General features: G+C 59.5%; 11 protein-coding genes. 1 reads left to right on the top strand and 10 read right to left on the bottom strand.

Annotation, left to right across the window (positions count from 1 at the left end; translation table 11 throughout):
• Window positions 1-8 precede the first annotated feature (8 nt).
• From C3F42_RS11170 to C3F42_RS11155, 4 genes are all read right to left on the bottom strand, one after another.
• Entirely contained in the window at window positions 9-2,561 is a 2,553-nt protein-coding gene (locus C3F42_RS11170) for a TonB-dependent receptor (protein ID WP_104444447.1), read from the bottom strand.
• 119 nt (window positions 2,562-2,680) lie between these two features.
• Window positions 2,681-3,628: a FecR domain-containing protein gene (locus tag C3F42_RS11165; protein ID WP_094010156.1), complete on the bottom strand. Its 948-nt coding sequence runs from the start codon at window positions 3,626-3,628 to the stop codon at window positions 2,681-2,683.
• Window positions 3,625-4,146, bottom strand: coding sequence for an RNA polymerase sigma factor (locus C3F42_RS11160; protein ID WP_023631645.1), 522 nt, complete (start codon window positions 4,144-4,146; stop codon window positions 3,625-3,627). Before C3F42_RS11160 ends, C3F42_RS11165 begins: the two co-directional genes overlap by 4 nt.
• A gap of 77 nt (window positions 4,147-4,223) precedes the next feature.
• Window positions 4,224-5,240 carry a DUF4917 family protein gene (locus tag C3F42_RS11155; protein ID WP_094010155.1) on the bottom strand — a complete coding sequence of 339 codons (1,017 nt, stop codon included), beginning with the start codon at window positions 5,238-5,240 and terminating at the stop codon, window positions 4,224-4,226.
• 142 nt (window positions 5,241-5,382) lie between these two features.
• Between C3F42_RS11155 and C3F42_RS11150 the strand changes: the two genes are divergently transcribed.
• A complete protein-coding gene (locus C3F42_RS11150) occupies window positions 5,383-6,441 on the top strand; it encodes a glycerophosphodiester phosphodiesterase (protein WP_094010154.1) in 1,059 nt (352 codons plus the stop codon).
• A gap of 108 nt (window positions 6,442-6,549) precedes the next feature.
• Here C3F42_RS11150 and C3F42_RS11145 read toward each other — a convergent pair whose 3' ends face one another.
• The 6 genes from C3F42_RS11145 to C3F42_RS11115 all read right to left on the bottom strand — a co-directional run bounded on the left by C3F42_RS11145 (window position 6,550) and on the right by C3F42_RS11115 (window position 15,690).
• A complete protein-coding gene (locus C3F42_RS11145) occupies window positions 6,550-8,250 on the bottom strand; it encodes a SulP family inorganic anion transporter (RefSeq protein ID WP_094010153.1) in 1,701 nt (566 codons plus the stop codon).
• Window positions 8,251-8,972: 722 nt separating this feature from the next.
• Window positions 8,973-11,084, bottom strand: coding sequence for an AAA family ATPase (locus C3F42_RS11135; RefSeq protein WP_371920585.1), 2,112 nt, complete (start codon window positions 11,082-11,084; stop codon window positions 8,973-8,975).
• A gap of 2 nt (window positions 11,085-11,086) precedes the next feature.
• Complete coding sequence (locus C3F42_RS11130; RefSeq protein ID WP_104444445.1) at window positions 11,087-11,530, bottom strand: hypothetical protein; 444 nt, start codon at window positions 11,528-11,530, stop codon at window positions 11,087-11,089.
• A complete protein-coding gene (locus tag C3F42_RS11125) occupies window positions 11,530-12,444 on the bottom strand; it encodes a hypothetical protein (protein ID WP_104444444.1) in 915 nt (304 codons plus the stop codon). Before C3F42_RS11125 ends, C3F42_RS11130 begins: the two co-directional genes overlap by 1 nt.
• Before the next feature lie 227 nt (window positions 12,445-12,671).
• Complete coding sequence (locus C3F42_RS11120) at window positions 12,672-14,045, bottom strand: hypothetical protein (protein WP_104444443.1); 1,374 nt, start codon at window positions 14,043-14,045, stop codon at window positions 12,672-12,674.
• A 37-nt stretch (window positions 14,046-14,082) separates the two neighbouring features.
• On the bottom strand, window positions 14,083-15,690 hold the full coding sequence (locus tag C3F42_RS11115) for a hypothetical protein (RefSeq protein ID WP_104444442.1): 1,608 nt from the start codon (window positions 15,688-15,690) through the stop codon (window positions 14,083-14,085).

Below are 15,690 nucleotides of genomic sequence, written 5' to 3'. Positions count from 1 at the left end.
CAGCAGGCTCAGAAGAACCGGGTCACGCTGATCTTGGCATTGCGTCCCTGGGTATAGGCGTTTTCACCTGACAGCTCCGGCCGGATGGCCTTGTTGAACAGGTTGTCCACGGTCAGGTTGACCTCGGTGCCCTTGAGGTAGGGTTGCTGCGGTTTCCAGTTGGCGAACAGGCCGTGGATCTGGTACTTCTCGTTGCCGAAGTTGTCGTAGTAACGGTCACCGAGCGCACTCGCGGGGCCCTCGAAGTACTTGTCGCTGGGCAGGTGGTGGGTGGCGCCGACGAACTGCGCGGTCCAGCCGACACGGGCATCCCAGGCCGGGATCTTCACGCCAAGGGTGGTGATCCATTTCGGTGCCGGTACATCCTTGGCCCAGACATCCGGCCCCCAGGGGTTGGTGTACGCGCCCTCGTGGCGACCTTCCATCCACGCGTACGATACCGCACCGAACCAATAGGTGGCGTCGTAGAAGGTCTCGATTTCGAAACCCTTGTAGGTCACGTCGCCGATATTGCGGTAGTTGCCCATCAGCCCGTCGCCGCAGGTGTTGGCAATGGTGCCGCCGCTGACCAGTTGCTCTTGGCAGCCGATGCCGGTGGCCTTGAAGATCTCGTCAGTGACCTTGTTGTGGAATGCCATGGTGCGAATCTGCGCGCTGTCGCCTTGGCTGAACACATTGGTGAAGGTACTGATGCTGCCGACCCGTACACCGGTGATGCGCTCGGGGTCGAGGTTGCGACTGGTGGCGGTGCGGCTGCCGACACCCTGCACTTCATACTGTTCATCCAGCACCGGGGCGCGCCAGGTCTTGCTGTAGTCGGCGAACAGCGCGGTCTGTTCGGTCATCTTCCAGAACAGCGACAGACGTGGCGACCAGCCGCTGTAGGTCTTGTCACTGTAGTCGTGGCCAGCCACCGGGTTGTTGTAGTAAGGCGCCTGGTTGGGCTTGCCCTCATTGGTCACATGGTCGTAGCGCAACGATGGGGTGATGGTCAGGTCGCCCAGGGTGATGGCGTCCTGCAGGTAGTAGCCCTGGCTGTCGACCTGGCCGCTGGGCATGAAGTACGGCTGGTAGTGACCATGGTTGTACTTGGGTACTTCGTAGGTCTTGCCGGGCATCCACATCTGCGTGTCACGGTCATGGCGACGCAGCTGCACGCCTGCGGTAAGCGCATGCTCCAGGGGACCGGTGAGGAAGGTGCTGGTGTTCTTCACATCGAGCATGCGGTCCTTGTACTCGGTGTCCATCTTGCGTCCACCAGTGGCGGGCTGGAAGAACGCCGTGGCGTCGCGCTCGTCGGTCTGCTTGGTGTCCGATTCGGAGTACTTCACCTGCAGGTCTACCCACGGGTTCTCGATCGGTTGGTACTTGTAGGTGGCCGACCAGGTGGTGTCGATGGTGCGGCGGTTGGCGAGGAAGCGCTTGAGGGCGGCTTCGTAGCCGTACTTCTTGATATCCGCCGCAGTGGGGGGCGTGCTGAAGGCGGTCGATGAGAAGGTGGTCCAGCGCTGGCTTTCTGATTGTGCCCAGGACAACCCCAGGCTGTGCTCGTCGGTGAAATGGATATTGGTCTTGAGCAGGGCGCCGTCCAAGTCCAGGGCGCTGTAGGGGATGCGCTGGGGGTTGATTGGCCATTTGCCGGTGGGGTCGGGCAGGCTGTCGGCCATTTTCAAATTGCCGCCGTCACGCTTGGTGTAATACACAAGTCCGTCGATGCGACCGTCGTCGGTACGGCCGAACAATGCCGAGCTATAGATCTGCTGGTGGTCGTTGCTGCCATAGCCGTATTTGAGCATCGCACCGCTGTTGCGACCTTCCTGAAGCAGGTCGCCGGCGTCCTTGGTTTCCATGTTGACGCTGCCGCCGAAACCGCCATTGCCGGTCTTGACCGAGTGCGGCCCTTTTTCGACCTCGATGTGCTTGATCAGCTCGGGCTCGATGAAGATGGTGCCTTGCTGATAGCGCTCGAAGCCGCTCTTGGGCGCACCGTCGAGGGTCATCGGCACGTCCTCGGCGTCGCCGAAGCCCCAGATGTTGATGGTCTGGCCGCCGGGCTTGGACGAGCCCCCCATATTCACCCCCGGCAGGGTCGCCAGCACGCTGGGAATGTTGCTGGGCTGGTAGCGGTCGATCTGCTCTTGGTCGAGGGTCGAGCGCCCGACGTTGCCAGCGTCGACCTGCTGGCCATCACCAACAATGCTCACGGCACCGAGTTGCAGGCTGTTGTCGGCAGCCGGATCGTCTTCGCGCAGGCGTACCACATAGGTGTTGCCCATGCGCACCACGTTGAAGCGGCTGCCCACCAGCAGGCGGCTGATGGCCGCTTCGGCTTCGAAGTCGCCCTTGAGCACTGGCGCCTGGGCACTGCCGAGCAGGGCCTCGTCGAACAGCAACTGGACCTTGGCCTGCTGGGCCAGTTGGCTCAGCGAGCGCGCCAGCGGTTGCGCCGGCAGGTCGAATGGTACCGGTGCGGCTTCGGCGGCCAGGCTCATGGCCAGGCACAGGGCCAGCAATGTGGGTCGGACAGGCAGGCAGTGCAATGGACGCAACGCGGACAACATGGTTTCCCCCAAACGGCAAAAGGCCGGAAAAAGCCCGCCATCACGCGGCAGGCGGGGAGGAAGACGCGATGTTGCGACAAAACCTCACCTGCGAATGATAAAAATTCTCAAATTATTTTTTAGCGTCGTTCGATACGCAGGCGGCCGTCGGCCAGCAAGGTGGTCTTGACCGGCAGCAGGGCGGGCAGGGCATTGAGCAGGGCGTCCGGGTCGTGGACGTCGAGGTTGCCGGACACCTTGTAGCGGCCAAGCGTCGGGTCGGCCAGCACCACCGGCTGCTTGCGATACAGGCCGAGCTCGTCGATCAGGCTGGCCAGTTCGCGGTTGCGAAAGCTCACCTGGCCTTCGCGCCAGTCGGCCACTTTTTGTTCGCCCAGTTCACGGCGGGTCAGGGTGCCGCGTGCGAGATCGTAGGTGGCGCCTTGGCGGGTACCTAGCAACAACGGCGGTTGTCGTTCGCCGGGAGTGTCGAACGCTACCTGGCCGTGGGCGACCGCCACCACCAGTTCGCGGTCGCCCCGGCGCACATCGAAACCAGTGCCGACCACGCGCACGCGGCCGCTGCCCGCATCGACGAACAGCGGTCGCTCTTTGTCGGGTGCCACCTCGATATACAGCTGGCCATGTTCTAGCTGGATCAGCCGCTGTTCGGCGCTAAAGTCCAGGTGCAGGCGGGTCTGGGCGTTGACATGCAGCTGGCTGCCATCGGGCAGTTGCAGCACCTGTACGGCCTGGCTGGCGCTGATGCGTTGGCTGAAGGCTTCGCTGCCCGCGCCCAGGTTGCCGGCCAGCACTGCGCAGAGCAGGGCCGCCGCCGTTGCCAGGGCCGGGCGCCAGCGTGGCGCCCGGGGTACCGGTAAGGGCACGGGGCGATTGGCTTGCTTGAGTGCCGCCAGGTCATCCCACAGCTGTTCGAACTGGCGATAGGCGCGGGTGTGCTCGGGCGTCTGCATCCACCGAGCGAACGCCTTGCGGTCTTGCCGTGAAGGCTGGTTGCGGTTGCGGCTGAACCAGCTCGCCGCCTGGGCGTCGATCGGGCGCGGGTCGAGCTCGTCGGTGGGGGTCATGGGAACTGCTCCGTGCCGTTGTCACTGTCCAGGCGTTGCTTGCATTGCAGCAGGGCGGCGGCGATGTGCTTTTCGACCATGCTGACGGAAATGTTCATGCGTTCGGCGATCTGGGCCTGGGTCAGGCCTTCGAAACGGTGCAGCATAAGGGCTTCGCGGCGTCGCGGCGAGAGTTCTGCGAGCACCTGACGCAATTGATTCAGCCGTTGTTGCTGTTGGGCGTGGTCCAGCGGATCGTTGGCCGGCGCGTCCTGCTGCTCGGGCAGGGTGTCGTCGGCCAGCGCCGCATGGCGCACTTTCTGCCTGCGCCAATGGTCGCTCAGCAGGTTGCGCGCCACCTGGAACAGGAACGCGCGCGGCTGCTCCACCTTGGCCCGATCCCGGTAACCCAGCCATTGGGCGAAGACATCCTGGGTCATGTCCGCGGCGTCACTGGCATTGTCCATGCGCTTGCGCAGGAAATGCAGGATGTCGGCATAGAAACCGTGGGCGACGGGGTCGGGTTTGGGGCGCTGCATGCACGCTTTCCGGGGCTGGCGGAGAGGAAAGGGTGCGGATCTTATCGAGAATTATTTACATTTGCAAAGTGTGCGGCTCAGCGCCGTCGATCCTGTGCGGCCGGAACGGGGATGGCCAGTTCAGCCAAGCCCAGGGGGTGGCTGGCAGCATCGAAAAAGTGCAGCGGAACTTGCGAAAGATCGCCGAAGCGATCAATGAAGTGCTGCTTCTGGTTGATGATCGATGCCTCGCTCAGTGGCCGGATGGCGATGGCCAGGTGCTTGGGCCGCGCCTGGCGGATGGCGTCGAGCAGGTGCTGGTCGCTGGCGTCCAGGTGCTGGCCGAACAAGCATAATCCGTCGTGTTCGCGGGCCAGCTGGCCCAGGCTCCAGGACAGATAGTCGGAGTTGCGGATGGCGCGCAGCTTGTCTTCGCTGCGGCTTTCGTTGACGAACAGCGGTACTTCGCCGGGAATGTTCACGGCGAAGCCTTCGAGCAGTTCGGCCTGTTCCGCGCTGCGTCGGCGGGTACTGCCGTCGGGCAACTTGAGCAGGTGCATGCCGCCGTGCAGGTGGAGGATGCGGATACCGTCGGCCTGGCTGCGGCGCACGTCGAAGAAACCCTGTTCGTCGAACAGGTTGGCGAAACCTTGCGTATCCTCGGCCACGGCCCAGGGCAGGATCAGGTCGTAGTTGCTGGTGTAGATGTTGCGGTACTGGCGCAGTGCCTGGTTGATGGCCGTGCGCGTCGCGCCGGGGAAGCGCGGCCAGGGCAGATGCACGGCACGCACCGCGTGGATCAGCGCTTCCTTGATCGAGTAGTAGCGGTTCAGCGGCGCGGTGGAGTTGATCGCCAGCGCGGCGTTGGCCCGCACCGTGGTGTTCAGGGTGCTGAGCAGCGGCTCGAACAGTTCGCTGCCCAAGGCCTTGAACAGTGCCTGGTCGCTCACCCCCAATGCCTTGTGCCGCACCCGCTGGGCTTCCTCGAACAGCGAGAAGTAGCCGAACGGTTTCCACAGCGCGCGGCTGGCACCATTGCCCAGCAGCAGGGCGGTGCTGGGGTGGCGCTGGTTGAGGTCGGCCCAGGTGGGCAAGTGGGCGTCGAGTGCGGGCATGGGCGGTCCATTGGGTGTGGCGGAAAACGCCGGGGACTTTAGCATGTCATGCAGAGTGTGCGAGGCTTGCGCCCTCAAGGACTGCACCGTTGACCTTGCCGGCGTCTTCCAGAGGCCGGCCCCGATCTGCAAAGGATTACCCATGTACAAGACCCTTCTCCTGGCCACCTTGCTGGCGAGCACCGCGGCCCATGCCACTGACGGCAAGGCCCTCGCCAAGGCCCAGGACATCCCGCATCCGGCCGTGATCGCCCACCGTGGCGCCTCGTTCGATGCTCCCGAATCCACCACTCCTGCCTACCTGCTGGCCCGCGAATTGGGCGCCGACTACCTGGAAATGGATTTGCAACGCACCCGCGATGGCGTGCTGGTGGTGGTCCACGACGATATGCTGGCCCGCACCAGCGACGTCGCCGCACGTTACCCCGAGCGCAAAGCGAGCCCGGTCAGTGCCTTCACCCTGGCCGAACTCAAGGCGCTGGACGCCGGCAGCTGGTTCAACAAGGCCTATCCAGAGCGTGCCCGCGAAGCGTTCAAGGGCCAGCGTATCCTGACCCTGGACGAAGTGATCGATATCGCCGAAGGCAACCCCGAGCGTCACCCGGGCCTGTATATCGAGACCAAGGAGCCGGCGCAGTTTCCCGGTATCGAGCAGGACCTGAAAAAGCGCCTCGAGGCCCGTGGCTGGCTAGATAAGCCGGGTAAGGTGATCTTGCAGACCTTCGATCGCAACAGCCTCAAGCTGCTGCACGAGGCCATGCCGCAGGTACCGAAGATCCTCTTGCTGTGGGTGGCCAAGGGCAGCATCGAGCCGGCATCGGGGCAGGACTTCGCCGAATCCGGCGAGCAGGTCAAGTCGGCCTTCTACGCCCGTCAGCAACCCAAGGACCGTGCCGAGTTCCTGCGCTGGCTCGACTATGCCAAGGCCGGTGGCGCCATTGGTACCGGCCCTTCGGCAATCCGCACCGACCTCGGCGAGCAGAGCTACTCCGACCTGATTCAGCCGTGGATGAACCAAGCCAGCCACGACAAGGGGCTGCTGGTGCACGTGTACACCCTCGACGAGGCGGTGGATTTCGACAAGGCGATGAAAGCCGGCGTCGACGGCATCTTCACCAACCGTGCCGGTGAGCTGATGCGTTTCTATAAACGACCGATGCCACAGAACGAAGGCCAGTTGCTGCGCAAGCTGGGTTACTGATCGGCAACATGATGGGCAGGGGACACAGACTGTGGCGCGGGCTTGTTTGTCGTAAAGCCGATCCGAGGCCCCGTTCAAGGGGCGTCGGTGCGTGGTAGTCCCCCTCCCTCAATCCGCAGCACCCTCCCGGCGAGCCCTGTTGCGCCATACCCGATACGCCCGAATCCCCGCCCGTACCGAGCCGAACAGCAGGTTTTCCTCCATCTCCCGCGCCATCCCGGAACGCACTAGCATGCGCAGGAAGGTGCCGCGGGCGCGGGCGATGGCGAAGTGGATGCCCTGGGCGGCGAGGGTGTCACGCACCTCGCGCAGGGCGGCGATGCCGCTGACGTCGATGCTGGTCACAGCTTCCGCATCGAACAGCACTACCTGGGTTTTGTCCACGTTCTGCACGGCTTCGAGCAGGCGCATCTTGAAGTAGTCGGCGTTGAAAAACAGGATCGCGTCGTCGAAGCGGTACACCAGCAGGCCTGGCACCGTGCGGGCATCCTTGTGCTGGCGCACGTCCACCTGGCCCTCGATGCCCGGCACCCAGCCCAGCACGGCGTCTGTGGGCTGGTAGATGCTGTAGAGCAGGCGCAGGATGGCCAGGGTCACGGCGAACACGATGCCCGGCAACACGCCCAGGCCGAGTACGCCGACCGTGGTCAGGAGGCACAGCCAGAATTCGAAGCGGCTGAGCTTGCGGATGGTCTTGAGCGACTTCACGTCGATCAAACCCCAGCCGGCCATGAGCAGCACCGCGCCCAGCGCAGCCTGGGGAATCCAGGCCATGGGCGCGGTGAAGAACAGCAGGATCAAGGCGATCACCAGTGCGGCGATAATGCCCACCAGCTGGCTCTTGCCGCCGACCATGTCGTTGACTGCGGTGCGCGAGTCGGCGCCGCTGATGGCGAAGCCCTGGGAAATGCCGGCGGCCAGGTTGCTCACGCCCAGCGCGAGGAACTCATGGTTGGCGTTGATCGCGTAGCCGTGGCGGGCGGCGAAGCTGCGGGCGGTGAGCATGGCGCTGCAGAAGCTGATGGTGGCGATACCCAGCGCATCGCGTAGCAGGCTCTTGGTTTCCGCCAGGGAGCTCTGTGGCCAGGCCAGCTCGGGAATGCCCGCCGGCACCGGGCCGAGGATCGCCACGCCGAAACGGTCCAGGCCGAACAGCCCGGCAAGGGCGGTGAATACCACCACGGTCACCAGCGCCGACGGCAGCCGCGGATAGCGCCGTGGCAGCCAGATCAGCAGGCCCAGGCCGGCCAGGCCAATGGCTAGCGTCAGCCAGTGGATCTCGCCCAGGCGCTGGAAGAAGTTGATCAGGCTGAGGACGAATCCGTCGCCTTCAATCTTGAATCCCACCACCTTCGACAACTGCCCGGCGAGCAGGCTCAGGCCGATGCCGTTGAGGTAGCCGATGAGGATCGGCCGCGAGAAGAAGCTGGCGATAAAGCCGGCCCGCGCCACCCCAGCGGCGATCAGCATCACGCCCACCAGCACGGTGACGATCACCGACAGCTCGGCGATGCGTTGCGGGTCGCCCATGGCCAGCGGTGCCACGGCGCCACCGATCATGGCGCAGGTGGCGGCGTCCGGGCCGACCATCAATTGCCGTGAGCTGCCGACCAGGGCATAGACCATCATCGGCAGCACGCAGGCATACAAGCCGTACTGTGGCGGCAGGCCGACGATCTGCGCATAGGCGATGGCGATGGGGATCTGGATCGCGGCCACCGACAGGCCGGCCTGGAGGTCAGCATGGAACCACTCGCGGCGGTAGTGCAGCAGGTTGGCCAGGCCCGGTAGCCAGCGGGAGAGAAACATGCGCAGTCCTTTGGAGATGTTTCAGAAAGCGTAGCGGTCAGGCGCCGCGAACGGCTGTGTATTCAAGCCAATTGGCGCGGCGGTGGCTATGGGCCAGATCAACAAAGGCACGTTGGAAAAGAAAAAAGGAGCCGAGGCTCCTTTTGACAGCGACGACGTCAATGGAACGTCGTGCGGGGAATGCGAGATGGAGCGGGTAGAGGGAATCGAATCGTTATCTGACCGGAATGAGGGGAAGGTGTGTAGGTGTGTAGGTTGTGGCTTCGTTCAGGCCCCACCAACTTTGGCATCAAGCACAGTTAACCCCTTGCTCACATGTGATCAAAGGACAGTCGCCAGGTGAGCACGTGTGAGCGATCCCGCGAGCGGTCTCGACTGGAGGCGATAGGCGGGCGAGTGAAGCGCCTTAGCAAGTTACGAGACCGCCGAGTCCATCTCGTGGCATGTGGAGGGAATGAGGCCTTTAAAGAAGCTAATTATTCTTGGCAGGGCGAGCTCATCCGGCGCGTCCCCTTCACTAAACCCGACCAGGTAAAGCACCTGCCCTAAGCGCTGCGGTTCCTGTTGAGGGTAAGAGGTTTTCTGTAGGACTTGCCGAGTCGCATATGGCCCCTAAAAATCAACTACTGCTGGGTGTGTGAGTGAGTACGCGGTGTGTGAGTAGTTGTGTGTACTACTCACTCATAGGCCCGCAAACCAATACACCCATGAAGCCCAGTCACTCAGTCCCCTGTCAGCACCGTATCCCCGTTCGGCACGATAGCCTTGTCACCGAGATGAATGAGCTTGAACTGAACGTTGTGAGTGGCCTCGTTGTAGGTTGCGTCACTGTCATCGAACGAAGCGGCGACGATGCTTTGCAGGTTCTTTGAGGCGGAGAGTTTTTGAAGCAAAGCGAGCTGACTTTTGGTGGCCATCGAGTGCTGACCTGGCTCATCGAGCAGTATGAAACCAGGGTGATTTCCATTGACCGTGAAGTGCGCGGAGGTCTCGTACAGCGTGAGGATGTAGCTCCAGATCAACCTTACGAAGTCACTGGCACTCGACTCACGTGCGATGTTGGAGCCGGACTTGGAGGAACTGGAAGTAGAGGCAGCTTTGCGCTCGCTGAAATCTTTCCGATAGATCTCCCGAAGTTCGATCTTGTCGAGCTCCGGCAGCAGGTTGTCCACATTGAACTTTATGTCTGAAATCGGGGCACTGTGGTAGTCGAATGACGCGACGTTGGAACGGAAGATCTTACCAAACAAATCGTACTTGGCCAGATCAGCATCCGAGTAGTGATCCTTCGGCAGCTCACCCCTGTTCTGCAGGTTCTGCTTGAAGCGTGCTGAGAGCTCGACCAGGGTTTCCAGCTGCTCTTCATTACGCTGCAGGAATAGAGAGGCTTCTTCGATGCTCATCTCTATTTGCAACTGCTGGCGCAGGTTGGCCTTCGACACCACAGCATTGGTTGTGAGGTCGGCTTTCAGCGCACGTAGTTTGTCCTTGGATTGAGCAATCCGCTTGGCGAGCTCCTCGCTGACCACCATAGTTTCTTTGATGGACTGCTCAATGCCGGCAGTATCACGCTCCAGCATTTTTATCTGGGATTTCAGATAATCGATGTTGGTCGTGATGTCCATGTGCGGAGTGCTTTCATGGAGGTCGGTCAGGGAATGGCCGATATTCTGTTGGCATGCCGGACAGACGTCGCTGGCAACATCCAGCTTCAGGGACGCACCGTATCGAATGAGTTTCTGGGCTGCCTGATTCTTCGACAGCTCTTCCTCGGCCTGGCGCTGGTGAAGAGCGTTGGCATTTCTCGCTGCACGATGCAACGTGAGTTCACCCACACAGGCCTCGTATGCAACCGTCAGCTCTTGAAGCCTGGCCGTCTCGTGCTCAATGAGCTTAAGCGTTTCCTCAGGGGCAGAGTCTTTCCATTTGAGTTCATCATTCGTCAGCTTCTTCAAAGCTTGAATCTGATTGCTCTTGTAGGTATCCAGATCGACGAGGCCTTGCAGCGTCGACTTCATGTAAGACACGCTCGAAGGGAGGAAGTCCACGACTGGATTTCTCGGGAGCTTTTGCACTTTCATCGAACTCTTCAGAGCATCGTTAGTGATTGCTCTGTAGGTGTCTTGCCAGGACGTATTCAGCTCCAGTGACTCATGGTCGAGGCGAGCCCGAATGGCATCCATCTCGAACACATTGGTGCCAACCAGAAAGTCGACAATCTTGATCCGCGCTTCTTTGACACCGAAGTAGGGCAGGTTGGCAATGTAGTCCGTCCACCCTCGCTTTTGTTCAATGGCCATCGCGGCGAATATGTACTGCAGGTACAACTTGACCTGCTTGCCGTTTGTGTGGGGAACCATGGGCAGCTGCAGTCCCAGGAAGTTTTCCAGGTAGGTGTAGAACCCCTCCCGGAGCTGGGCACTCCCGCCGTCGTGCAGGAACCGATACAGGATTGGTGCCGTTTCCCCTTTGCTGAGAACCGCACACTCTTGGATCTCGACTAGCTTCGGGTTTACACCATCTTCCTTGATCTTACGAGTGATGGTGATCGTCTTGCCTTTCGATTCCATTTCCATGATGACCATGGAGCGCGTGACATAGTGCTTGGTGTCATCGTATTCCACGTGGTCTTTCAGCACATACGTCAGCGCCTCGGCATTCTGAGCACCAATCAGTTCCTCCATACCTAAGGCGTAGAGGATGCTGTGCACGATGGTGCTTTTACCTGCAGAGTTTCGACCACGAATAATATTGAGGTTGCGTGAAAACTCAGCCATGAAGCCGAACGGGCCACCGGTCGTTTCGATTGCGATTTTGATGCGTTTGATGAACAAGGCTATTCCCATTCCTTGGATATGGTTTTGACCATGCTTTCAGTGATCTTCCGACCAATTTTGGAAAGCGTGGCTTTCTCGTCAGCCATGACGGTTCCATCACTCATGATGTCCGTTACCATTTGCTGGCCTTTGGGAAGCAATTTAAAACCGGTGGTGGTCGCTTCGATTAACCCGTCCCTGAACGCAAGTTGCAGGGCGATGGAGAGCGCCGGATCGAAGCCCCAGACGGGGAGGCTGATTTGGCCCAGTTGTGCGGCCAGGATCATCGTCTCCATCCGCCTGGGCGATTTCATGGCCCAGTGCATCAGGTGAAGTTTGACCAGGCTGCACTTACTGCCATGCCCGCAGAGGTGGAGGATCAGCAGCGCCTGGCAAATCTTGTACATCGGCCTGAGCTCGGTCAGAACCGGCATGGGTCTTGGGGTGAACTTGATCGTTGCCATCAGCTGTAGAAGTCCAGTTGGCAGACAGCAAGCCAACGGGCGACTGTTCTGCGCACTATGTCGTCCGTGAGTGTTCCGTCAATCTTCAGGCGCTCATCGTCCAGCAGCCGAGCGGCTAACCGATTCTTGATCATCTCGACCAGCTTATCCGGGTGGTCGGAAGTGGTCAGGCTCCATTCTTCGACGTTCTCCTCAAAGCCGTTCAAGGTCTTCGCAACCTGGAAGTAGGTCTGGGGCGATTTCGCGTAGAGATCCTGAAAGAAACTGTCGTGATCAAGGAATGAATTTTTGGTTAGCTTGAAAAGCGCAGCGACCGCCCGCTCACCTTTTTCAGACATCCGTAATTCGGTCTTACGTTCCAGGTTTTCGTCGTAAGAGGTCAGGCCCTCGTTGACCTTCGGGATGGTCTGGTTGTCTTGGCCGATAGAGATCGGAACGCCAGCCGAGATTCGGTGCTGGTTTATTTCCTGAATGTAAAAGTCGATATCGTGTATCAGGACGGTAAAGTTTTCATCTAGGTGCGGAAGCGACCAGGCCCTGACCTCATCCTGCTTTTTCTGCGCATGGGTCAGCAGTGCGTTGTGGGCGACTTCGGGGGTGATAAAGTACCAGTCCTTGATTTTCGTGGTACCCAGAATCCCCTGAAGACTAGACTGGTTGTCCTTCAGCTTTTTCAGATCGCGGGTGATTTTGTCCTGCTGCTTCTTGTTCAGCACGGTGCGCTCATACAGCGCGTCAGGGCAGTAGCACTGGAAGGCAAGCCCGGTGTGCTTGGTGAAGCCTTCGATGCCAAAGTCACCCGGTGTGGCAGGCACATGCTGGTAGCCGTCAGCGCCAAATTTTGACTTCAGAACGAGCTGAAGCGTCGCCTCCCAGGTCGTTCCATTGAAGGGGCCTGCTGGTGTAATAATCAAAGCTCGCCTGCCTTGCCACGCGTGTCGATTAGTCCATTTCCAAGGCGAAAAGGGATTTGCCTCGGGTATCGTGTAGGTGGTACTTCGCACCCAGTTGCGTGACGCTATCAAATGGCCACTTTGGGGTCTACATTTGAGCGTAAATTGACAACCCAACCTAACTGGTTATATATCCAGTTAAAGTCTGTTGCACACAATATCTACACCGTGTTCAAACCCCGAAATTATCAAACTGGCAGGAGCGAGTAACGCTCAAAAAGTGAGCGGTAGAAGCTGATGAGCACCTCCTCTGCGTTGGGCTGCCCTAGCTCGTAAGCTCCAAAGCGATAGACCTCGTATCCCACGAGTCTTAGGCACCTGTCAGCGGCCATCATTTCGGCATAGGTGCGAGGACTAGGGCGCCCGTTTGGATCTGTGTAGTGTTCTTTGCCGTCAATTTCGATGACAACTCGAACCCCGCCTGGAAGCAGGAGGAGGAAGTCCATGCGCGCTCTTAGCAGAGCCTGTTTGCCGCGTTTTGAGACCGTTTGAGGATCCCAGTGGAACCAGACTTCGGGTAACAAGGCCGGAAGCTCAGGAATCGCTGTTGTGAAGGCTTTGTAGAAGCTCGAAAAGGCGAGGACTTGAGGTGGCGATGACTTCGGCAGGCAGGCTTCTAAGCGTCGATACAAACGATTTTTGGCCTGGCCTTCATCGATACTGTGGGTCTGGGAATACCAGGCCTGCAGATCGCGCCAAAGGAGCCCTGCACTCCCGATAGGGCGGTCATAGATCAAGACATTTTCAGCGCCGGTTACGATCTCGATATCGTTGTCCAGCGCGTTGCCCAAGCGTAGGTCTGGCTTCGCGGTCGAAGCAAAGATCAGATTCTTGGGAGATGATTGCTTGCCTGATCCCATGTAGGCCAGCGATGCAGTCAGAAACGCATCCTCTCCCACGCCAACAACAACGTGGACGCCACACGCCGAGAGGGTGCCGTTGACGATTTCGATGAAGATTCGCTGAGCAGATTCGCTGGGCAGTACCCGCGACGAAGCCAGGGCCTCGATGAAGCGCCCAAACCGGGCGTGCGAGGACTGAAACGCTCCGAGCTTGTCGAACAGTGTCACAGCATCCCAGTCGGAATTTTCAATGTAGTGCCGGATAATTTCCTTGCGAAGTGTCGGGGTCGACCAAGTAAAGTCAATGACCGAGAGCGTGTCGATTTGCCAGAGTTCGCTGAGCACCTGTTCAAACGCAGCCCTGTCTAGGTACAGCTCAATGGTGTTGAGCTTTTCTGCCAGCTCTCGACGGTAGCGACCAGGAATGATAGGCGCTGTTCCATCGTCCCACACCAGCTCTTGAAGCTGGTCTCGCTCGTGAACATCGAAGCCAATCTGCTCTAAAGCCCTCTGAGCAGCAGCCACCATTTGCGCATCGCTTGCATTCTCTACTGCTTTCTCAAGGTGTCGCCGCTTGGAGCTGTACTCAGTGCAATCATCCAGCCCTAGCCTGAAAAGCAATTCAGGGATCCGCGTATCCGTGTAGTGGTCTTTCTGGTTGCCCAAGATCTGGCTGAAGGTGTCTCTCAGGCTGGTGAGGTTTTGCTGGGTTCGAGGCATACGAAGGAGTGCTCCGATGTCGTAGAACGGATCGAGGTCACCCTAGTTCGATATTCGGCCCATAGGTCAAAATATCCACCAGGCGCAGCGCTTTTCGAGCATCCGTCTTCAGATTGGCGAATTCAGGGTCTCGCAGGGCAGTGATGAGCATTGAGCGGTCGCTGGTATCGGTCGCTGCAATGAGCAACTGGCGAGTCCAGTATTTCTTAGAATCTGGATTCTCACATGCATACACCGCAGGGAAAGCCTGGCCGGCAGTGAATTCGCCAGCATACAACGCGGCTAATGGCGGCATTGCTTCCAAAGATGCTTCACGAGCAGTGCCTTCGTTGCGCTCCATCGAGTCGGGAATGTTATCTCGTGTGGCCTCAGCCGCAGCAGTTTGCGTGACGGTAAAGGTTGCGATTTCAGAAGCGGGCGGAAGTGTGCGCTCCTGTCTTTTGGCTTCGAGGGCTCTGATGGCTGCCGTACAGCGTTCTTTGAACTGTCCCTGAGCCGATACCGCCGAAGCCCTGCGGAGCTGGCCTATTAGCTGTCCGATGTCGTCGACCATCGATACCAGGAACCAGTAAGGGCGCTCTGTGCCTTGCTGGCTCAGTGCAGTAGCCACGAAAGGCCACACCTCCTGCCCGGTGAGCGTTTGCCGATCCAGAGTCTCGCGTAGTTGGTCAGGGCCTTGGAGGCACAAGTCGAGCAAGAAAGATTCTGGGGGTAGATCCAGAATTTCTTGATCAAGCCGTCCATTCGCATTTCCCACGTCTGCGCCAAACTGCTCGCGCGCGTGGCCAAAGGCCTGGCGCATGTCCTGCAAGGCGATGGGTAACGCATTTGGGTCGTTAGGCCGGACAACTACTGGAAGTGCTTGGCCCCCTGCATTCATGCGACGGAATCTCATCGGGGCCGCACGTTCAAGTGTATCCAAAAGCAAGGTGATGTCGGCAGGGCGTGGTGACACCACGGAGCGGTCAAACGCTTCAAGCCACTCTGGTGCTTCAGGGGGAACTTCAGGGAGGATCAGGAACAAAGATCGTAAGGCATTGACCCGCTCGGTCATTGCATCGGTACTTTGGAATTTCTGAATGAGGTCATCAATCAATACGGTCTGGTCGATGACCTCATCTGGTGGTATCGGCAACCGATCCATGTATGCGCGGATACGTGTTGACTTTGCTAGGAGCTCAAGAAAATTGTGAACCTTCACTGCTTGTTTCAGTGTGACTGTGCGAGACAAACCAAGGCCGGCATGGAGCCCGGTCGCCCTGTAGGTGAAAAGTACAGAAAATCCTTCTGATGCCTGCAGGATCGACTCGCGGTGTTGAGCAGGGTCGGCTACGCCTGCGGTCAGAAAAGAGCTGGCAGGAATGGGAGCGCGGAGTAAATCCCTCATGTCCGACAAAATTTGTCGCGCACTTTTGTACTGGGTAGGGGAAGCAGCCAGCGCCTCATCGCCCCGAACCTGTACGATAATCGCAGCCAAAGCTTGCTCAGCGGCGGCTCCGACCAATCCAATCGCGGGTGAGTATCGAGCTACCTCAACTCTCAGGCTTCCCCGGTTTGGAGTGCCGAGGCAATGCAGCGCCAAGGCCAAAGATTCTTGGCTTGCTTCCAAAAGGCGTATTGCGCTGTTACTGAGGTATCTGGGCAT

Origin of the sequence: Pseudomonas sp. PONIH3, assembly GCF_002934345.1 — a bacterium.
Classification (GTDB): Bacteria; Pseudomonadota; Gammaproteobacteria; order Pseudomonadales; family Pseudomonadaceae; genus Aquipseudomonas; species Aquipseudomonas soli.
The sequence above is the reverse complement of the archived record's forward strand: the minus strand, read 5'-3'. Positions and strand labels throughout refer to the sequence as shown.